Below are 20,913 nucleotides of genomic sequence, written 5' to 3'. Positions count from 1 at the left end.
CGATGGAAAATAAACGTACGATTCGCGCGCCGCGAGGCACGAAGCTGACGGCCAAAGGATGGCAGCAGGAAGCGGTGCTGCGCATGCTGATGAACAATCTGGACCCGGAGGTAGCTGAGCGGCCGGAAGACCTCGTCGTCTATGGCGGGATCGGCAAGGCGGCCCGCAACTGGGAAGCGTACGACAAAATCGTCGAGTGCCTGACGGAGCTCGAAGCGGACGAAACGCTGCTTGTGCAGTCCGGCAAGCCGGTCGGCATTTTCAAAACCCACAGCCAGGCGCCGCGCGTGCTCATCTCCAACTCCGTGATCGTGCCGGCCTTTGCGAACTGGGATACGTTCCATGAACTGGATAAAAAAGGACTGATGATGTACGGGCAGATGACAGCGGGCAGCTGGATCTACATCGGCACGCAGGGCATTCTGCAGGGCACGTATGAAACGTTCGCCGAAGCGGCGCGCCAGCATGCGAACGGCACGCTGCGCGGGACGCTGACGCTGACCGCGGGTCTCGGAGGCATGGGCGGGGCGCAGCCGCTGGCGGTCACGATGAACGAAGGCGTTGTCATCGGGGTCGACGTCGACGCGACGCGCATTCAGCGCCGGATCGATACACGCTACTGCGACGTGATGGTGCACGATCTGGACGAAGCGCTCAAGCTGGCCCGCGAAGCGCAGGAGCAGGGCCGTCCGCTCTCGATCGGCCTCGTCGGCAACGCGGCGGAAATTTTCCCGGAATTCGTGCGCCGCGGCATCGTCCCGGATTTCGTCACCGACCAGACGTCGGCACACGATCCGCTGAACGGCTACGTGCCTACGGGCTACTCGCTGGAAGCGGCCGCCGAGCTGCGCGCCAGCAACCCGGCGGAATATGTCCGCTTGTCGAAGCAGTCGATGGCGGCGCATGTGCAGGCGATGCTCGATCTGCAAAAGCTGGGCTCCGTCGTGTTCGACTACGGCAACAACATCCGTCAGGTCGCTCTCGACGAAGGCGTGAAGGACGCGTTCAACTTCCCGGGCTTCGTGCCGGCGTACATCCGCCCGCTGTTCTGCGAAGGCAAAGGACCGTTCCGCTGGGCCGCGCTGTCCGGCGATCCGGAGGACATCTACAAGACCGACGAGCTCGTGCTGAAGCTATTCCCGGAAAACGAGCATCTGCGCCGCTGGATCGGAATGGCACGCGAGAAAGTCGCCTTCCAAGGCTTGCCGTCGCGCATCTGCTGGCTCGGCTACGGCGAGCGCGTGAAGATGGGGCTCGCGATCAATGAGATGGTGCGCAGCGGCGAACTGTCCGCGCCGATCGTCATCGGCCGCGACCACCTCGACTGCGGCTCCGTCGCCTCGCCAAACCGCGAGACGGAAGCGATGAAGGACGGCAGCGACGTGGTCGGCGACTGGGCGATCCTGAACGCGCTCGTGAATACGGCGTCCGGCGCAAGCTGGGTCTCGGTGCATCACGGCGGCGGCGTCGGAATGGGTTACTCGCTCCACGCCGGTATGGTCGTCGTCGCGGACGGCTCCCAAGAAGCGGAAGAGCGGCTGTCCCGCGTGCTGAACACGGACCCGGGCATGGGGATTATCCGCCATGCGGACGCGGGTTACGAGCTGGCGATTCAAACGGCCAAAGAACGCGGCGTCCGCGTGCCAATGTTGGGTATTTAAGAAGGCACGGCTGGCGTTTTGAGCCAGCCGGTTAAATCAAGCATTCTAGCTGCGGTTCGCCGCATCCGCCAGGCAACCGGCGGACCGTGGGAACCGCATGCTGCAATATTCCGTCAGGCCCGAACGATGTCGGGTCGGACGACTTTATTGAGGTGATGGAGGATGGAACAACAACGGATCGATTTGCTTGTGCACCATATCGGCGAGCTGATCACGATGGCGGGGGAAGTGGGCCCGCGTACAGGCAGCCGCATGGCGGAGGTGCCGGTCGTGAAAGGGGGCGCCGTAGCCGTACGCGACGGCCTTGTTGTCGCTGCAGGTCCCGAAGCCGACGTACGCGCGCAGATCGCGGGCCTGCCGGTCGTGCAGGAGCTTGATGCCGGCGGCCGCTTGGTAACGCCGGGTCTGATCGACCCGCACACCCATCTGGTGCACGGCGGCTCGCGCGAGCACGAGCTGGCGATGAAGCTGCAGGGCGCGACGTATTTGGAAATTTTGGCGCAGGGCGGCGGCATTCTGAGCACGGTTCGCGCCACGCGGTCGGCGACGGAGGACGCGCTGTACGCCAAGGCGAAGCGCAGCCTCGATACGCTGCTGCTGCAGGGCGTGACGACGTGCGAGGCGAAAAGCGGCTACGGCCTCACGCTTGAGGACGAGCTAAAGCAGCTTCGGGTGACGAAGCGGCTGAATGAAGCGCATCCGGTCGAGCTCGTCTCGACGTTCATGGGCGCGCACATGGTACCCGAGGAGTACAAGGGCCGCTCGGCTGATTACGTGAAGCTCGTGATCCGCGAAATGCTGCCGGAGGTGAAGCGTCTCGGATTGGCCGAATTTTGCGACGTGTTCTGCGAGCACGGCGTGTTCTCGCCCGCCGAATCCGAGGAAATTCTGGCGGCGGCCAAGGCGCTCGGCTTCGGCGTGAAAATCCACGCCGACGAGATCGAGCCGCTAGGCGGCGCGGAGCTTGCGGGCAAGCTCGGCTGCATCTCGGCCGAGCATCTGCTGGCCGCGACCGACGCCGGGTTCGAGGCGATGCGCGATGCCGGCGTGATCGCCGTCTGCCTGCCGGCGACCTCGTTCAACCTGCGGCTGAAGCAGCATGCCCGCGCGCGCCGCATGATCGAGCTCGGCCTCGCCGTCGCGCTGTCGACCGACTACAACCCCGGCAGCTCGCCGACGGAGTCGATCCAGCTCGTGATGACGCTCGGCTGCCTGAACCTCGGGCTGACACCGGAAGAAGTGCTGACGGCCGTGACTGTCAACGCGGCGCACGCCATCGGGCGCGGTGATCGGGTCGGTAGCCTGGAGCCGGGCAAGCAGGCCGATCTGGTCATTTTCGATGCGGCCAATCTGGCCTATGTGCCGTATCATTTCGGCATCAACCACGTGGATACGGTCGTCAAAGGCGGGAAAGTCGTCGTCCGGGATGGGCGGCTGGCGCACTAGCTGAACCGGATGGAGACGTTTTGCAATAGCAAATAGCATGAGCAAAAGAGGGACATTCCGCACGCTCGACTTGGAGCGTAAGGAAGAGTCCCTTTTCTCTTGGGGAATGGCAGGTGGATTAATTTCATCTGGGATTATTCCATATTGAAATTTTTTACAATGAAAGCTACAATGGTTTTGTTTTCCATATAGTGGGATTTTATGGAGCGAGGAGGGAGAGCGCTGAATTGATTTGATCAAAGGTTAAATACTTCATTTATGAAGAGGAGTGAAGATGATGAACAGAGGGTTAAAGCGAAAACGATGGCCGATAGTATTGTCTCTGCTTCTGGTGTTCCAATTGCTGCTTACAGGGGGAGCGGTCCTTGCGGATGAACCCGCCGAAGGTCCCGCCGCGTCGTCTGCCGGTCCCGTCACATTGCTGGCCGGAAATGCCACATGGCGCTATTTCGACCGGGGGAAAGATTTGGGCGGCGATTGGAAGACCGTTTCCTACGACGACTCCGCCTGGAGCTCCGGACAAGCGCCTTTCGGTTATCCGGCGGACACCGCAACTTCAGAGTTTGGCCCCGTAAAGACCGCCGTCAGCTATGGTCTGGACGCCAAAAAGAAATACCCGACCACGTATTTCCACACAACGGTTCACGCGGCCAAAGTAAGCGATTATCAGCAAATTAAAGGGACTTTCGGGATGGACGACGGCGTCGTGCTCTATGTCAACGGCGAAGAGGCGTACCGCTTCAATATGCCGGAAGGGGACATTAGATACTCTACACTGGCCTCCGAGTCGAAAAGCGATCCCCGCACCGTAACGGCCGATCTGACCGCAATTTTGAAAAGCAAGCTCCGCGACGGCGCGAACGTGCTTGCGGCCGAGGTACATCAGGGAAGCGCAAGCAGCTCCGACCTGTATTGGGATATGAAGCTCGTTGCGAATCCCGACGATTCGGGCAGCGGAGGAAATCCGCAGAGCAGCAAGCCGACGGCGATCGCGCTAACTTATTACGACGATCCGAAAACCAGCATGGCGTTCGCCTGGTACACGTCCGAAAAAATCACCGGCACCCAGCTTCAGGTCGTCGAAGCCTCGAAGCTTAACGGAAATTCGTTTCCGTCCACAGGAGTCCAAACGTATCAAGGCGCTTCGCAAGGGATCAGCGTTTATTTGACGTTGGCGGATAAATCTAACAATAAATTCACGAAATATTCCAGTCATAAAGCCATCGCCGACGGCTTGAAGCCCGGCACCGCCTATGCTTACCGTCTGGGCGACGGGACGGCGGGCAATTGGAGCGATATCGGCACGTTTACGACGGAGCCTGCAAGCGATAACGGTTTTACTTTCCTGTATACGACCGATTCCCAAGCGAAGACACAAGCCGACTACACGATCTGGAAAAACACGGTCCAGCAAGGGATTCAAAAATTCCCGGATGCCAAATTCATTGTCAATACGGGCGATCTGGTGGACAACGGCGATGTGGAGGAGCAGTGGATGTGGCTGCTTAACGAGCCGAAGGATATTTTATCCCGCTTTCCGCTGATGCCGATTCTGGGCAACCATGAAACCCAAAATTACAACAACTACGCTTACCACTTCCATCTGCGCAACAAGTCGCAAACGGACGCCACCCCGGAAGGCTCGGTGTACGCTTTTGACTACGGTCCGGCCCATTTCATGGTCTTCAACACGCAGTATTCGGGCGACTCCGACCCCGTCTTCAAGAAGCAAGTGGAGTGGCTTCGTAACGAAGTGGCCAAAACGGATAAAAAGTGGAAAATCGTCTTGTTCCACAAGTCGATTTATTCCGTAGCCAGCCATTCCAGCAGCACGGACGTCAAGTTTTTCCGCGAGCATCTGGCGCCCCTGTTCGATGAGCTAGGCATCGATGCCGTCCTGTCGGGACACGACCATACGTACACCCGAAGCTATCAAATGTACGCCGGTCAGCCTCAAGAGGTAACGAAGGACGGGGAAGGCCACGTCCTGAACCCGAAGGGGACGGTATATTTCGTCGGCAATACGGCGGGCCCGAAATTTTATAAGCCCAAAGACGAGGATTTCCCGTACGCGGCCGTATCCGGCCAACCGAAAAAGCAAATGTTCACCGGGGTAACCATCCAGGACGATACGCTGTCTTTCCAAGCTTATACGACCACGAAGGGTGGAAGCACGGAACGATACGACGCATACAGCATTAAGAAGACGGCTGCGAAGCCGAACAAGGTGCAAAATGCCAAAGCGATGCTGACGGCAGACGGGCAAATTAAGCTGACTTGGACCGCTCCGGATACGGGACCGGCTGTGGAGGGCTATCGCATTTACGAGCAGAGTGACGCAGTGGGGCCGAACTGGACGGCCAAAGTCCGTCATGCGGACGGAACGGCCACCTACAGCTATACCGTAGCGAAAAAGGATTCGTCCCCATCGTACCGGTTCGTGATCAAGGCGGTGAGCGGGAGGCTGAATTCGGACCCGGTCGTGGCCGAGTATGCAGCGGGGAAATGAGAAGGGCGACGGTCCGTTACGGCAGCCGGACCGCCTATAGATGTAAGAACCGCCCAAACGCTTCGGCGTTTGGGCGGTCTCTTTTTTTCTAGCCTTTGAGCAAGAACGAATTGCCGTCCTCGTCGAGGAAGGTGGCGAAGGAGCCCCACTGCATTTTTTGCAGCTCGCCTTCGAAGGTGACGCCGTTCGCTTTCATCGTCTCGTATGTCTTCTCGATATCGTCGCAGACGAATACGATGGACGGCTTCAGCTCGGCCCAGTTTTTCATCATGCTTTTCGGATAGAGCACCAGCGCGGATTCCGCTCCCTTCGGCGCAACCTCCAGCCAACTCGCTCCCGGCATCATTTGGCGCTCGGCTACGACCTCGAAGCCGACCTTCTCCGTCCAGAACGTTTTCGCTTTTTGCTGATCCTCGACATAAACGGCAGTCGTTGCAATTTTCTTAATCATGATTGTCCTCCTTCGCGTGGTTCAAGAGCTCCGACACGGATTGAAGTCTTTGGAAAAATACACATAGTCGTAGTATCCGAAATGGGTCATACATTCATGCAAATCGACAGGCGGTATCCCCTCGTCTAGATCCAGTCGACGACCGGCTCCCATTGCAGCGGCGGGTTGCGGTGGCGCGCCTGTTCGATCCAGTCGGCGATGCGGCGGATCGCTTCGTCGATCTGGACTTCGTTCGCACGCATGACGCTCAGGCGCAGGCCGTTGTCCTTCGCGAACGTGCGCAGATAGCCTCGCGCGGTGGACAAGACTGCGACGTTCTGCTGCTTCAGCGCCGCCAGCAGATCGTCGGCCTCCAGCGGCGGCGGCACAAGCAGCCGTACGAAGACGCCGCCGTCCGGCACGCGCAGGCCGACCTCCTGCGGCAGGTAGCGGGCGGCTGCCATGCGGAGCGCCTCCATCCGGATGCGGTAATGCTCGCGCATCCACGCGGCGTGGCGGTCGAACATGCCGCACGTCAAGTAAAGCTCCAGCGCCGCTTGGGACAAGGCGGACGTGCTCGAATCGGTGGACGCCTTGAACAGGCGGAACGTCTCGAGCAGCGGCTTCGGCAGGACAGCTGTGCCGAGCCGCAGGCCCGGCAGCGTCACTTTGGAGAAGCTTTTGACATAGATGACGTGGCCGGAGCGGTTCAGGCTGTAGATCGGGTCCGCGCGGCGCTTCGTTTCGAGATCGGCCAAATAATCGTCCTCCAAGATGTAAACGTCGTAGCGCTCGGCCAGCCGGGCGATCGCCTGCTTTTGCTCCTGGCTCAGGCTCGTTCCCATCGGATTGTGATACCGCGGTACGGTATAAAAAAATTTGATCGTGTTCGTCCGAAAATGCCGCTCCAGCTCGTCCAGATCGAACCCTTCGTCGGTGCGGGCGATGCCGATGGCCGTGATGCCCAACAGCTCCAGCGTGCGGAGCATACCGAAGTAGGTGGGCTGCTCGACGAGAATGGCCGTCTTGCCATTCGGAAAAGGCATGCTGGCCAGCATGTGAATCGCCTGCTGGGAACCGGATACGACAGCAATCCGCTCCGGTTCCGCAAATACCTGCGCCGTGGTCAGATGCTTTTGCAGCGCCTGTCGGAGCGACATAAAGCCGAGCGGGTCCGAATACGAAAACAACTGGTCCTGATACCGCTCGATCGCTTGATTCAAGCAATGCTGAAAGTCCGCGTACGGCATAACCGCCGGGTCCGGGGTCGCGGTGGCAAGGTCGATTCGCTCTAATTGTTCGGCGGAGGAGGGGTGTTCGGAACGGACGACGGCGTAATAGCCGCTTTTGGGAACCGAATAAATCAAGTGTTCCCGTTCCAACTCGTCGTACGCGCGAATGGCCGTATTTTTGCTGCACCCGTACTGAACGGATACGTCGCGGATCGAAGGCAGCTTGGCGCCCGGCCGGATGGTGCCGGATGCGAGCTTGCGCTGAATGTCCGCTTTGATGGCTTCGAACTTGCAGCCCATGCTCGTACTTATGTTCATATTCATACTCATGCGCAGAGTCCCCCCTGAAGGAGTCGATATTTTTGTACGGGTACAGATGGGAGAAATAAATAAGTGAGTGTCATCTGTCTCCATTATACTGAACGAAATCAACGAAACCAACATCTACAGGAGGGGTACAGATGGAATGGAAGCACGAAATGCTGCCGTACCGCATTAACGATTGCCGGGAAGAGCTGCAGCCGGATGTGATTTATGCGCTTTTGCAGACAAGCTACTGGGCTGCGCAGCGAAGCAAGGAGACGGTGCTGCGGAGTCTTGAAAATTCGCTCTGCTTCGGCCTTTACCACGGGGAGGCGCAGGTGGGCTTCATGCGGGTGGTGACGGATTACGCCACGTTCGCTTGGGTCTGCGACGTTATCGTGCACCCCGATCACCGGGGGCAGGGCCTCGGCAAGTCGCTGATGCAGTTTCTGGTGGAGTATCCGGCGGTGCGGGATATCCGGATGGTGCTTGGTACCAGGGACGCGCACGGGCTGTATGAGCAGTACGGCTTCGAGCGGCAGGAGCTGATGCGGCGGCCGATCCCGGCTGCGGCGCAGTGAGGCGGAATCGGGGAAGTAAGCAGTCCTAAAGGCTCAGCAATCCAAAAGCTTAATCAAGCATGCCGCGGCATCGCTTGATTAAGCTTTTTTGCGGTTACGCCGTTTTTTTAAATATAAAATTAAACTCTTTATTTACAGCTGTCTCTGCACGATATATTAAAGGTACTAAATTTTTTTACATATATAAGAGGTGACGGACAATGAAGAGGAAGGGCAGACAAGCGATGATGCGTTGGATTTCACTTCTTGTAAGCCTGTGGTTGCTTGCCGGTTGCGCGCAGCAGGCGGAAAAGGCGGCGCAGCGACCAATGAAGATCGGTATTATGCTGTCGGAAGTCGGGTTGGGAGATCAGTCTTTTAGCGATGCCGCGTTTCAAGGGCTGATCAAGGCCCGCGATGAGCAAGGCATCGTTTTTGATTACCGGGAGATCGCCAAGACGAAAACGTACGATGCAGGGTTCGAGCAACTGGCGCAGGATGGCTGCGATCTTGTGATCGGCTTGGGCTTTATGATCAAGGACAGCTTGGAGAAAGCCGCGAAGCAGCATCCGGACCGGCAGTTTATCATTGTCGACGAGACGTCGGACCTGCCGAATGTGGCTTCGATTACGTTTAAGGAGGAGGAAGGAAGCTTCCTCGCAGGAGCGATTGCCGGGTTGGCCACCCGTTCGAACGCGGTCGGTTTTGTGGGCGGGGTGGACGCGCCGCTCATTCGCAAATTTCAGAACGGCTTCGAACAGGGGGTTAAAGCGGTGAATCCGAAAGCTGAGGTCACCGCAGCCTACGCCGGAGATTTTGGTAATGCCGCGCTTGGCGCGCAAATTGCCGGCGGGATGATCGATAAACAAAAGGTCGATGTCCTGTATTCGGCAGCGGGTTTTACGGGTGTCGGAGTGCTGCAGGAAGCGGCGAAGCGCGGAAAATACGGGATTGGCGTCGATACGGATCAATTTTTCGTTGCGGAGAAAGCCGTTGTAACGTCGATGCTGAAAAATATTGACGTTACCATCGATCTGGCGGTGAAATCTTTTGTGCAAAATTCGGGCCGTTTTCCGCAGAAGCATATGGTATTTGGTCTGAAGGAGAATGGCGTCGGCCTCGCGCCGATCCGCGTCATTTCCTTGCAGCCGGAGCAGCAGCAGAAGGTTGACGACCTGATCCAGAAGCTTGCGTCCGGAAGCATCACGATCCCAACACCATGATTCGGTAACGGAGGAAGAAGCGATGAAACTGCAGGGCAAACTGGTACGCAGCGCGATGATCTCGCTGCTCGCGTCCTTGGCTTTGGTGGCCTATATTATTTTTCAATTGGTAAGCATTAACTCGCAAAACAATGAGTTGGTTCCTGCGATGATGAACATCCGGGAGCTGAAGAGCAGCATGATCCAAATTGGTCAGGGGTTGAACAATTACTCGTCCTCCATGACCGAGAGCAACAAGGCGGGAGTGAAAAGTCAACTGGGCCAAGCGGCAAAAACGATCACGGCTTTGTCCGGCGGGACTGCGCTGTCGGAAGATCAGCAAAAGCTGCTTGCGAGCATCGATACGAAGTTTAAGGAGCTGACGGCGGCTGCCGATCAGGCGTTAAACGGCAAGAACAGCCCGGAGGCAAAGCGGCAATCCATTCGTACGCTGGGCATACAGAACGATATTCATATGCTCGACCTCCAGATGCAGGCGCGTTACGACGATTATACCGGTCACTTGACGCGAAGCATTCGGTTTACGTGGCAGCTGGCTCTGGCGGGAGGCATACTGCTGCTCGTAGCGGTCGGTACGTATAATACGTTTTCGGCCAGGCAGCTCGTCCGGCGGATTCGCCGGTTGAACGACGCTGCGAAGCATATCTCGCAGGGCAACCTGATGATCGAACTGGCCGAAACGAAGGGGCGAGACGAGCTGGACGAACTGAACGGATCGTTTCGGGTAATGATCGGTAACCTCCGCAGCATTGTCCGTTCGGTAGACCAAGCCGGCACTCGCGTGGACAACATGGCAAGAGACATTGATCGGAACAACGATACGATGCAGGGGATCGTCGCCCAGGTGGCGACTGCTACGGAGGAATTGGCCGTCGGCAGTCAAAAAATAGCGGAAGATTTGACGATGACGGTATCTCTCGTAGATGAGATGCAGCGGAAGTTCGAGGCGAATCTTGCGGAAACCGCACGGTCGGCGGAGTACGGCGAAGAAGCGGTCCGCGCGATCGAGCTGGGCGGCCGCGCCATGCAGGAACAATTGCGGGTCGTGGCCGACAATCGGAGCGCAATGGCTGTCGTGGAACGGACCGTGCAGGAGCTGGAGGGCAACGCGGCGGAGATTGCCAAAATGACCGTTTACGTCTCCAGCCTTGCCAGACAAACGACAATGCTTTCCTTGAACGCTTCGATTGAAGCGGCCCGGGCAGGCGAAGCGGGCAAAGGCTTTGCGGTCGTCGCCGGAGAGGTGAAGAAGCTGGCAGACCAGTCGGTGAGCGCCGCGAAGCAAATTTTCCAGGCGGTCGAAGGGATCGGCTCGGCGATGAATAAGGTGAAGGATTCCGTGTCGGAGAGTATGGAGTTATCTCGCGTACAGGAGGAAGCTGCCTCCTCGACAGGACAATCTTTTGCCGAAATTTCCGAGAAGGTGCAGAAGGTTGCGGGTCATCTGGCCGCACTATCGGACGACATGAACCTTTCGCAGAAGATGTGTACCCAGGTTCAGCAGGCCATTGAGAGCATCAGCGCGATCACGGAGCAATCGGTGGCTGGCAGCGAAGAGATCATGGCATCGACGGTCGAACAAAAGCGTGCGTTCGACGTGGCGGGGGAGAAGGTGAAGACGCTGCGGCTCATCGCCGAGGAGATGCAGCACGAACTGAAAAGATTCCGGCTGGAAACCTAAATGTTTGGAAAACCTCTGTGACCGGACGCAATTCCCCGTTAGCATTCTATTCGATTAAATTGAATAAAAATGATAAAATAGAATATATATCCAAACAAGCACGCAGCGGCATGTATAGCATAAACGAATGGCTATTCATGCCGCCGCTTGTTCTGGTGCTGCAGGCGGTAGCCTGATACCTGATGCGAGAGGGGTCACTAAAATGATGAGCACAGCCGAAATCGTACAACGTATGGAAGAAATCACGAACCATTATATTCAGGAGTTAGATCAGTTCAGCATGGAACAGTTGACTCGTAAGCCAAGCGAGAACGAATGGTCGCTGGGACAAATGTATGTCCATCTGATCAACACCGCGCTTAACATGCAGCTTCGGAATATCGAGCTTTGCAGGCATCAGAGCGCCAATGAGCCCGCTGAAGCAGGAGGGAAGACGGAAGCGGGAGAAGCGATTTTTAGGAGTGGCAGCTTTCCGCCGGTTCGTATTCAAGTCCAGACGGCTATCCCGGACCAGCCGCTAACGAAACAACAGATCGTCGAAGAGTTGAATACGGTGGTGCGGCGAATGAAAGAGATTGAGCCGCTGCTTGAGGAAATTTCCCCGCTGCAAACCGTTCAGCATGCCAGACTCGGCGGGCTTAACGCGAAAGAATGGTTCGAGCTTGTGGAGATGCATTACCGCCATCATCTTCATCAGAAGGAACGGCTGAAAGCGTATTTGGAAAGTAACTAATAAAGGGAAAGCAGGCCATCCTACGCGAGATGGCCTGCTTTTTTTAAGGCGAGTGGCGCCGGCGGCGGTCAATGCCGCGGCTTCCAATGCGTTTGCTATCCCTTCGGCCTTTTTCCTTCCAGCACCATCGCTACGGCTTTCGCGATCCGGCTCGCCCGCGTTTCCGGCCGCTTGGCCGATTCGATCCAGTCCACGAACTCTTTCCGGTGCGAATACACGAGCTTGTCGAATCGGGCCGCGGCTTCTTCCGTTTGGCGCAGAGCGTCGGCCAGATCGCCGGGAACCTCGACGGTCCGCTCTTCTGTGTCCGGTTCCATCGTCACCTGCACCGTATCCCCCGGCACGACTCCGGCCTGATCGCGAATCGCTTTGCCTACGACTATGTAGTGGGTGCCGTTGCCGTGCGGCATCGCCGAGCTGCGGTACGGTACGCCGTTGACTGTTCCTTTTACCTTGACTTGTCCCTTGCTGCCGAAAACGGCCTCCACGGAAAAGGGCAGCGTGAAGTACGTCCACGTGCCTGTCTCTTCGGGCCGGTGCAGCACCGCTTCGAACCGCTGCATCTCGATTCGCTCCTTCGTACGTTTTTTTGCCGCACCTTATAGCATACGCCGTTTGCGGTGAAAAATAAGCCAGGCTGCGGCGGTGAGTGCCATCAGCACGGCGCAGGCGAAGCCGACGCCGGCGGGGCCGAACGCGCCTACAACGTCGAATTCACCAGAATTCATCAATTCATAATAGTGTATTAATTTACAAATATTACATTTCATGCTATTATTTATAAAACAATATATAATTTACTTATTTTAAGGGGTTGGTAGAGGACTGCAAGTAACTGAATATTAGAATGATAATTAAAGGAGGTTATTGTATGAAGCAGTCTTTAGTTTTCATCCTCTCGATCGTTTTATTTTTAGGTGTACCGTTTTCCACATTTGCATCCTACCCGGAAGATACCGAAGTATCAATTAATTTTCCCACGACAATGGAACCATTCAATTCAAGTAATGTTAGTTTCTCTTTTACTGGTGGACAGGTTTTCGCATCAAATGCCCCTGAATCTATTTTTAGTGATGGTGCTAAGAGGGAGGATAGCTCCGTTGTAAGAGGACAAGTGAATAGAACTTTGTATACCGATACATTGACAGGCGCTTTCAGATTTTGGTCATCTCATGCAAACAGAAGTTCAAGCACTCTAAGATTTTGGATTGTTATTAAAAATACCTCTGCTCAAACTGTAAAAATTTATAGAAATAAGTTCGGCTACGGTAATGCTGCTGCAAAAGATATAGGACCGGCCGCAAAAAGCGCTGCAAATAGTTTCATGAGTGCATCCTCAAATCCAACACTCATAGCAACTCTTTCAGCGGGAGATACATATAAATACCAATATTCGAGTGATATAGCTTCACATAAAGCAATGGTCTATTTTGCGGAATTCAATGCTATAAATTCTGATGGCAGTAGTGCGAGTGTTAAAGTTTCAGATGTGAATACAACTTCTTCCATAAGTGACCCTATTCCTTATACAACGGCATATATGTCTACGATAGCAACTACGAATGAAACTTCAACAAAATCGGATGATTATCGTGGTTTATTAGCCCATTGGGGCAGAGACGGAACCATTAATTTAAATATTAATAATACAACGACAAAATATATTAAACTAGCCGATAATCCAGGATATACAAATGAGCAAGAGCAATTATACACAAGATGGGATAAAGATGGCAATTCAATTAATCAAACACCCGTAGTGTGGCGTGGGAAAGTACGTAATACTTATTGGTTAACAGACTATAATATAACCATTAATTTAACAAGTTCAACGGCAGTTAGCACGTTATTCGGAAGTGCGGGTAGCGCTCCGGGACATCTTGTATATCAAATTGATGGCATTTCTAAAACCCCAAAACCAAACGATAAAGATCATTTTAGTAAAAATACAGCAAGATCAGTAAGTAATAGTAAAAGTTTCATACTTAGAACAATGATTCCTGCGTCTGCTACATTGCCTTATGCCCTTTACTTTAAAGCGGATTAATTCAATAAAACCATTGCAATAGAAACCAACTAGTGGATAATAACTCTTGAAAAGCTAGTTTGGCTACCTTCAGGGCTGTCCTCAAAGCTATTCAATAATAGCCGAGGGACTGCCCTTTGCTTTTTATCACGCCCCATTTTGCAGTAAACCTCTGTGTCCAGAAAAAAAGATACGGAACTATTCTTTATAAGAAAAGATCCGTACCCTTATGTAAATCGGTTATCAAAAAATAATTCATGACTAGTAGAAACGTTCCATACTCACCTTGCAAAATGCCTTGGGGCTGTTTAATTCAATATGGTTGAATTATTATTCCAATAGATTTAAGCCAGAAATTTGCACAGCGTAATTTTTATTCGTTTTTGTTCCATCACCGAGTTGTCCTGATGTATTATGTCCCCAGGCCCACACGGTTCCATCCTTTTTTATAGCCAAAGTAAATAAATCTTCCATCGCCAGAGAAGTCATGTCCTTTAACGGAGTTGCTAAGTCTGAAAGTACAACAGGGTATGGGATATATTGATTATCACCGGATGTTTGACCTGTCCCAAGAAATCCTTCGGTTACCGCTCCTATCGAATAAATACTGCCATCTGGTTTTATAAAAGTTGCTCTATCATGATATGTAGCAACATATTTAACCGCATCAACATAGCTCATTTGTTTCGGAAATTGAGTAGGCACATTCCCTCTAATGCCATTTGCATATCCAGCTCCCCACTGCCACAAGCTTCCATCCTGTTTTATCACCATGCTGGAATTCGTGCCTGCATTAATAAAAGCAACTTGATCCAGGTTAGAAACTATTATTGGCTCTGCTTGACCATTTTTAGTACCATCCCCTAAAGTAAAATCGTTGTTCCCTTTTGCCCCCCAAGCCCATACGGTCCCGTCGTTTTGAAGAGCTAAGGAATGGGTAAATCCCATCGAAATAGAAACAATATTATTCAGATTATGCACTTTAACGGGAGAAACCTGTGCGTCTGAAGTGGCACCAATTCCTAATTTTTTATACGCATTTGACCCCCAAGCCCAAACAGTCCCGTCGCTTTTTAGGGCCATACTGGAGTTATCATTTGCTGCAATTGCAATAATCGAATTCAAATATAGCACTTGTTCCGGAGATTTACTGGCTTTTTTTGTACCATTCCCAAGAGCCCCAGTCGTATTTGCTCCCCAAGCCCATACGGTCCCATCACTCTTCAGTGCAAGGCAATGACTGCCCCCAGCCGCAATTTGAATGACTGAGTCTAAACCTGATACTTGGATGGGGACAGTACTATTGGTTGTCGTCCCGTCTCCTAATCTTCCAGAACCGTTATTGCCCCAAGCCCATACGGTCCCATCGCTTTTTAGAGCGTAACCCGATAAATTTCCAGCGCTTACTTGAGGTTTTACAGAAGAAGCTGCTGCTTTCACAGTCGAAAAAGATCCGGCGAATGTTGATAGAAACAGCAATACGACTAATGTCACGAGCCCTTTTGTTTTCATCCCTAACCTCCCATTTATGATAAGATTGTTTGATTCAATCTTAAATTATTGATATACCACACCTCCTTTGAGCGAAAGGGTTAATTAGTAATAAATTACAATATTAATTGTAATTTATTTTAATATACCAATCAAGTAAATTAATGTAATTTTAAATGTTGTACTATATGCTTCCGACATTTATCTCTTATTCGAAAAGAACACGCTCGCCGAAGCGGATTTGTATCTGCTGGAGCAGCCGGTGCATGAGGATGCGGAGTGGACGCTGCTCGCCCTGCTGGCTAACGCGAACAGCCCCGTAAGGCGCTGCTTGCCTCCGGAGCTGCGTGAAATGGCGAGCCGTCTATGCGCGGCACTTCCCGGGGAGCCTTCCCGCACCCGCCGTCTAGCGCTGCTGGGTCAGCTGGAAGAAGCGCTCCTGCAGGAACGCGCCGTCATCCTGTGGTACCGCTGGCAGCAGTCCGCCTCGTACCCGCCGGGACTGCGGGACGTCTCGATCAGCTCGCTCGGCTGGGTCGATTACCGCAAGCTGTGGTTCGACAGCCGCCGCTAAACCAACCTGCCTTTAGCGGCTCAACCAGGACAGCTGCTTCTTCACGGCGCGGCGCATGATCGTGCGGTGCAGCTTTTCCGGCGTGATGCTCGGATTCCCGGCATTGATGCGCGGAATTTGCATCACGTCGTCCTTCTGCGTCACCATGCCGCTTTTTACCGTAAAAGCGTAGCGAATCCCGGCCTGCCGGACCAACTCCGATGCTTGCTGATCGTACATGCCGTAAGGGTAGGCGTACATATCCACTTCCTGCAGATGAAGGGCGTGGAGCCGGGTGGCGCAAGCCCGGGTATCTTTCAGAATCCGGTCGCCGTATTCGGCCACCGTTTCAATTCGGCCCTCCGTATGCAGCAGGCTGGTGAGCAGCGGATGGCCGTCCACTTTTTGGTGCAGGTCGTGCGAATGACATTGAAAATCGATAAAGTCCGTTGCCGAGGCCATCTGCCGGATTTGCTCCTCGGATAAAGCCGTCAGGGCGGGCGCCTTCGGATCGGCCAGGTCCTTGGTCACGACAAAATTGACCGCCGGTATGCCAAGCTCCTTGAGCACAGGGTATCCGTACGTATAGAAGCTTTCGTAGCCGTCGTCGAACGTAATCAGCACCGATTGCCGGGGCACATTCTTGCCGTTCATGAATTCGCGGAATTCCGAAAGCGTCAGAAAATGGTATCCTTTTTCCTTCAAGAAGCTGATTTGCTTGCGGAACAGCTCCGGCGTGATCGTGACGTTACTCTTATCCGTATCGTCCAAATGATGATAGGCCAGCACCGCGACCTGATCCGCATACGGATAGCTGCCCCATTGATAGACCGAACCGGCGATAACCCCGACTGCGATGCAGCCTGCGAGCAAGCCTTTTGCTAACCATCCAAACATGTGCTGCGATCCCCTTTTTGCCAAAAATTAAGCATTTTCATTGTATGATACCAATTGAAAAAACTCAATCTCGTTTTAAAGTTGGCGCCGGAGTTGCCTTTCCGCCATCGAGCCGATTGAATTTACGAAAAATTTACACAGGGCAGAATTTCCATTTATATATCTGTGCTAAACTAAGAGGGACATACCAAACTGTTATAATTTGGGAGGAGAAGCTTCGAATGAAGGGTTGGAAAAAATGGATGTCCCCGGCGCTGGCTGCGCTGATGCTCGTATCGGCGGCAGCCCCGGCAGCGGCGGCGGAAACGTCGGTGGGGAATACCGGTGGCAAGAAGGGCACGACGAAAGTTACGCTGTTCCACACGAACGATACGCATTCCCGGGTCGACGAGAGCAAGGAAGGGATCGGCTTCGCCAAAATGGCCGCGATGATCAAGGAGTATGCAAAAACGAACCCGAACTCGCTCATACTGGATGCCGGCGATACGTTCCACGGGCAAACGGTTGCGAATCTGGTGCGCGGCGAAAGCATCGTCAACATCATGAATGCCGTGGGGTACAGCGCGATGGCCGCGGGCAACCACGATTTCAACTACGGCTACGAGCGGCTTATAGAGCTGGCAGGCAAAGCCAAATTCCCGGTACTTAGCGCCAATACGAAAAAAGCGGACGGTACCCGTATTTTGCAGCCTTACGTGATTAAGGAAGTGGACGGCATCAAGCTGGGCATTTTCGGCCTGACTACGCCTGAAACCGCTTATAAAACGCATCCGAACAACGTCGCGGGCCTCACCTTTACGGACCCTGCCGTCGAGGCGAAGGCGATTGTGGGCGAGCTGAAAGGCAAAAAAGTCGACGCGATCATTGCGGTGACGCATCTTGGAGTCGACAAGTCCAGCATTGACACGAGCATCAAGGTAGCCGAGCAGGTGCCGGACATCGACGTCATCATCGACGGACACAGCCATACGAAGCTGGATACGGGCATGAAGGTCGGCAACGTGCTGATCGCTCAGACCGGCGAGTACCTGAAGCAATTCGGACGCGTCGACCTGACGTTCGAGAACGGAAAGCTGAAGGACAAGGTGTCCGGCCTGATCACGAAAAAAGCCGCTGACGACGACAAAACGCCGGGCGACGCGGCCGTTCTGGACATTATTAACTCTGTGAAAAAAGATCAGGAGAAGGTGCTCCAGCAAAAAGTGGGCGCCACCTCCGTCAAGCTTGTTGGGGACCGCGAAGTTGTGCGCAAGGGCGAGTCGAACCTCGGCAACCTGATCGCCGACGCGATGATCGACGAGACGGGGGCCGACGTTGCTATCACGAACGGCGGCGGCATCCGCGATTCGATCGCTGCAGGCACGATTACGAAGGGGCAGGTCATTACCGTACTGCCGTTCGGCAACTACATTCAGACGAAAAAAGTGAAGGGCTCTGACATCGTCGCCGCTCTTGAGCACGGCGTATCTGCTTATCCGGAACCGCTGGGCGGCTTCCCGCAGGTCGGCGGCGTTACCTTCGAGCTTGACCCTGCACAGCCGAAAGGTAAACGGGTATCGGGGGTCAAAGTCAAAGGCCAGCCGATCGATCTGAACAAAACGTATCTGCTTGCGACGAACGACTTTATGGCTGCAGGCGGAGACGATTACAAGATGTTCAAGGACTACCCGCTTGCGGGCGACTATTCTTCGCTGGAGGAATCGCTGATCAAGTACTTCCAGAAGAGGGGCGAAGTGAATCCGCAAGTCGAAGGCCGCATCGCGGTCAAAAATGCATCCGGCGCGGCGACGACTCCGGCAGCACCGGCGCCAACGGTACCGGCTCCTCCGGCTCCGCCGGCCGAGCAGACGTCCAAACCGGCTCCGACGCCAGCACCGGCTCCGGCCGTTCCTGCACCGACAACGCCTGCACCGGCACCGGAAGCTGCAAAGCCCGCCCCGGCGGCACCAGCGGCGACGGACGGCGGGGTGTACATCGTGAAGTCCGGCGATACGCTGTCGAAAATCGGCAGGAAACACAACACTACGTGGCAGAAGTTGCAAGAGCTGAATCAGCTCAGCAATCCGCATCTCATTTTCCCGGGTCAGAAGATCAAGCTTCCTGTTGCCGGATAAGCGACTTGCAGTTCGCGCTGCAACCGTACAAAAAGCCCGACCGGGTTGACCGGTCGGGCTTTTTCTCGTAGAGATTCGGCCTCTTACGGGGCGTTTACTTCAGCTTCACAACGACCTTCCCGCGGACGCCGCTTTGCAGAATGTGCTGTAGGGCGGTCGGCAGCTCGTCGAGGGTCGTTTCCGCATGGACCATCGCTTCGAGCCGCGGCGGCTTCAGATCGGAAGCCATCCGTTCCCAGAGCCGCTGCCGGAGCGGGAGCGGGCAGTAGGCGGAATCGATGCCGAGCAGGTTCACGCCGCGGAGAATGAACGGGAACACGGCCGCCGTAAATTCGGCGCCGCCGGTCAGCCCGCTAAGCGCCACGGAGCCGCCGCGTCGGATAGCGCTAAGAATATGTGGCAGCGCGGCGCCGGCCACCGGATCGACGGCGCCCGCCCACCGTTCCTTGGTCAAGGGCTTGACCGCTTCCGGGTACAGCTCTTCCCGGTGGAGGATCGAAGCGGCACCCAGCTCGCGCAGGTAGTCATGCTCCTGCGCTTTTCCCGTGCTGGCCGTGACCTCGTACCCCGACGCCGCAAGCATCGAGACGGCGTGGCTTCCGACGCCGCCGGTCGCTCCGGTGACGAGCACAGGGCCGTTCTCGGGGCGCAAGCCGTTCTCTTCCATACGGTGGACGGACAGCGCTGCCGTCAATCCCGACGTTCCGAGGATCATCGCCTCGCGGTGGGATAACCCTTTCGGCAGGGAGATCACCCAATCGGCGGGAACCCTCGCATATTCGCTAAATCCGCCGGAATGCCCTACGCCGAGCTCATAGCTCGTCGCCAGCACCTCGTCGCCTTCGCGAAACCGCGGATCGGTCGAAGCGGCTACCGTCCCGGCGAGATCGATCCCCGGCACGATCGGATAGTCGCGGACCACCCGGCCCTTCGGGCTTGCCGCCAAGCCGTCCTTGTAATTGACGCCGGAGTAGGCGACCCGAATGAGCACCTCGCCTTCCGACAAATCGTCCAAGCTGAGAGATTGTACGCTTACCGAAAACTGATTCTCCGTTTTGTCCACGACGAGTGCACGAAATCGTTCCATAGTTACGTACCCCTTCCGAAAATGGATTTAAAGAGACGGCCTGCCTTAGTTCGTCAAATGCGCCTTCGAGAAGCGGACCCACTCCCGCGCGGCAAACGACAGGTAGCGGTCCTTCCGCCAAATCATGCCCAGATGCCATGGAATGGCCGGGTCGGTCAAAGTGACCGTGGCGACGCGGTTCGGGTCGAGCATGCCGCAGATGCTTTCGGGCAGCAGGGCCACGCCCATTCCCGAGGCAACCATTTCATAGATAAAATCCCACTGCGAGCTTTCGTACCAGATCCGGGGCCGGAAGCCGACGCCATCGCAAGCCTTGATAATCCGCTCATGAAGCGCAAAGTCTTCCCGAAACAAAATGAAAGCCTCGTCCTGCAGCTCGGCCAGCCGGATTTCCCTTCTGCCCGCCAACGGATGGGCAGGAGGAAGCACGGCTCGAAGCCATTCGTTCACGAACGAATACGATTCGAACACTTCCTCGTCCACCGGCAAAAGCACCACGCCGACGTCCAGCGTGCCGTCCTCCACCTTTTCCGCCAGCTTGACCGAGCCATCCTCCTCCAGTTGGATCGTCAGCCCTGGATACGTGTCGCGAAACCGGCTCAAAATGCCGGGGAAAAATCTCGCGCCCGCCATCGGCGGCAATCCGATCCGGATATGCCCTTTTTTGAAATTCGTCAAATCGCCGAGCTGCAGCTCCAGATGCTTGAACGAACGGACGACATCCTGCGCCTGACCGGCAATGAGCTGGCCGGCGTCGGTCAGTTCCAGCGTTTTGCCGGAGCGGACGAAGAGCGGGACGCCTAGCTCCTCCTCCAAATTTTTGATTGCTTTGCTGATGGTAGGCTGGGTAATGTGCAGCGCCTCGGCTGCTTTGGTGAAGCTGCTGTGTCGGATAATCTCCAGCACATACTCTAACTGCCGGATATCGATGCCCGGGCACCTCCTTTGCATAGATAACTGGAATGAA

The 20,913-nt window shown here is 55.1% G+C and carries 17 protein-coding genes; 10 read left to right on the top strand and 7 right to left on the bottom strand.

The genetic code is table 11. From position 1 onward, the window contains the following. Nucleotides 1-2 precede the first annotated feature (2 nt). The 3 genes from hutU to ET33_RS20700 all read left to right on the top strand — a co-directional run bounded on the left by hutU (nt 3) and on the right by ET33_RS20700 (nt 5,616). Complete coding sequence (gene hutU / locus ET33_RS20710) at nt 3-1,661, top strand: urocanate hydratase (RefSeq protein WP_200879227.1); 1,659 nt, start codon at nt 3-5, stop codon at nt 1,659-1,661. Between the two features lie 162 nt (nt 1,662-1,823). Then, complete coding sequence (gene hutI / locus ET33_RS20705; protein ID WP_036686165.1) at nt 1,824-3,107, top strand: imidazolonepropionase; 1,284 nt, start codon at nt 1,824-1,826, stop codon at nt 3,105-3,107. Nucleotides 3,108-3,384: 277 nt separating this feature from the next. Further along, on the top strand, nt 3,385-5,616 hold the full coding sequence (locus ET33_RS20700) for a purple acid phosphatase family protein (protein ID WP_161783559.1): 2,232 nt from the start codon (nt 3,385-3,387) through the stop codon (nt 5,614-5,616). Nucleotides 5,617-5,704: 88 nt separating this feature from the next. Here the strand turns inward: ET33_RS20700 and ET33_RS20695 are convergent, their stop codons facing one another. Both ET33_RS20695 and ET33_RS20690 read right to left on the bottom strand, forming a co-directional pair. Next, a complete protein-coding gene (locus ET33_RS20695; protein WP_036686163.1) occupies nt 5,705-6,067 on the bottom strand; it encodes a VOC family protein in 363 nt (120 codons plus the stop codon). Nucleotides 6,068-6,192: 125 nt separating this feature from the next. After that, nucleotides 6,193-7,608, bottom strand: coding sequence for an aminotransferase-like domain-containing protein (locus tag ET33_RS20690; RefSeq protein WP_235206775.1), 1,416 nt, complete (start codon nt 7,606-7,608; stop codon nt 6,193-6,195). A 131-nt stretch (nt 7,609-7,739) separates the two neighbouring features. Between ET33_RS20690 and ET33_RS20685 the strand changes: the two genes are divergently transcribed. From ET33_RS20685 to ET33_RS20670, 4 genes are all read left to right on the top strand, one after another. After that, entirely contained in the window at nt 7,740-8,162 is a 423-nt protein-coding gene (locus ET33_RS20685; protein WP_036686161.1) for a GNAT family N-acetyltransferase, read from the top strand. Nucleotides 8,163-8,362: 200 nt separating this feature from the next. Beyond that, nucleotides 8,363-9,364: a BMP family lipoprotein gene (locus tag ET33_RS20680; RefSeq protein WP_036686158.1), complete on the top strand. Its 1,002-nt coding sequence runs from the start codon at nt 8,363-8,365 to the stop codon at nt 9,362-9,364. Between the two features lie 22 nt (nt 9,365-9,386). Beyond that, nucleotides 9,387-11,045: a methyl-accepting chemotaxis protein gene (locus ET33_RS20675; protein WP_036686155.1), complete on the top strand. Its 1,659-nt coding sequence runs from the start codon at nt 9,387-9,389 to the stop codon at nt 11,043-11,045. A gap of 205 nt (nt 11,046-11,250) precedes the next feature. After that, complete coding sequence (locus ET33_RS20670) at nt 11,251-11,778, top strand: DinB family protein (protein WP_036686672.1); 528 nt, start codon at nt 11,251-11,253, stop codon at nt 11,776-11,778. Between the two features lie 95 nt (nt 11,779-11,873). Here ET33_RS20670 and ET33_RS20665 read toward each other — a convergent pair whose 3' ends face one another. Then, nucleotides 11,874-12,341: a YdeI/OmpD-associated family protein gene (locus ET33_RS20665; RefSeq protein WP_036686153.1), complete on the bottom strand. Its 468-nt coding sequence runs from the start codon at nt 12,339-12,341 to the stop codon at nt 11,874-11,876. Nucleotides 12,342-12,649: 308 nt separating this feature from the next. On the opposite strand from ET33_RS20665, the gene ET33_RS38520 reads away from it, so the two are divergent. Further along, nucleotides 12,650-13,825, top strand: a complete 1,176-nt coding sequence (locus tag ET33_RS38520) for a hypothetical protein (RefSeq protein WP_152570676.1) — start codon at nt 12,650-12,652, stop codon at nt 13,823-13,825. A gap of 309 nt (nt 13,826-14,134) precedes the next feature. Here ET33_RS38520 and ET33_RS20660 read toward each other — a convergent pair whose 3' ends face one another. Then, nucleotides 14,135-15,316: an RCC1 domain-containing protein gene (locus ET33_RS20660; RefSeq protein WP_051775476.1), complete on the bottom strand. Its 1,182-nt coding sequence runs from the start codon at nt 15,314-15,316 to the stop codon at nt 14,135-14,137. 220 nt (nt 15,317-15,536) lie between these two features. Between ET33_RS20660 and ET33_RS20655 the strand changes: the two genes are divergently transcribed. Then, nucleotides 15,537-15,869, top strand: a complete 333-nt coding sequence (locus ET33_RS20655; RefSeq protein ID WP_036686150.1) for a periplasmic substrate-binding domain-containing protein — start codon at nt 15,537-15,539, stop codon at nt 15,867-15,869. A 12-nt stretch (nt 15,870-15,881) separates the two neighbouring features. On the opposite strand, the gene ET33_RS20650 is transcribed toward ET33_RS20655, so the two are convergent. Further along, a complete protein-coding gene (locus tag ET33_RS20650; RefSeq protein WP_036686148.1) occupies nt 15,882-16,745 on the bottom strand; it encodes a polysaccharide deacetylase family protein in 864 nt (287 codons plus the stop codon). 221 nt (nt 16,746-16,966) lie between these two features. Here ET33_RS20650 and ET33_RS20645 point away from each other — a divergent pair, with 221 nt between their 5' ends. Further along, nucleotides 16,967-18,859 (top strand): 5'-nucleotidase C-terminal domain-containing protein, encoded by a 1,893-nt coding sequence (locus ET33_RS20645; protein WP_036686146.1) that lies wholly within the window; start codon nt 16,967-16,969, stop codon nt 18,857-18,859. A gap of 94 nt (nt 18,860-18,953) precedes the next feature. Here the strand turns inward: ET33_RS20645 and ET33_RS20640 are convergent, their stop codons facing one another. Together ET33_RS20640 and ET33_RS20635 are read right to left on the bottom strand one after the other, a co-directional pair. Further along, a complete protein-coding gene (locus tag ET33_RS20640) occupies nt 18,954-19,946 on the bottom strand; it encodes an acrylyl-CoA reductase family protein (protein ID WP_036686144.1) in 993 nt (330 codons plus the stop codon). 45 nt (nt 19,947-19,991) lie between these two features. Then, nucleotides 19,992-20,876: a LysR family transcriptional regulator gene (locus tag ET33_RS20635; RefSeq protein ID WP_036686668.1), complete on the bottom strand. Its 885-nt coding sequence runs from the start codon at nt 20,874-20,876 to the stop codon at nt 19,992-19,994. Between the last annotated feature and the right edge of the window lie 37 nt (nt 20,877-20,913).

The organism is Paenibacillus tyrphae, assembly GCF_000722545.1.
Lineage (GTDB): Bacteria > Bacillota > Bacilli > Paenibacillales > NBRC-103111 > Paenibacillus_G > Paenibacillus_G tyrfis.
Note: the sequence above shows the minus strand (reverse complement) of the source record. Positions and strands in the feature narration are given on the sequence as shown.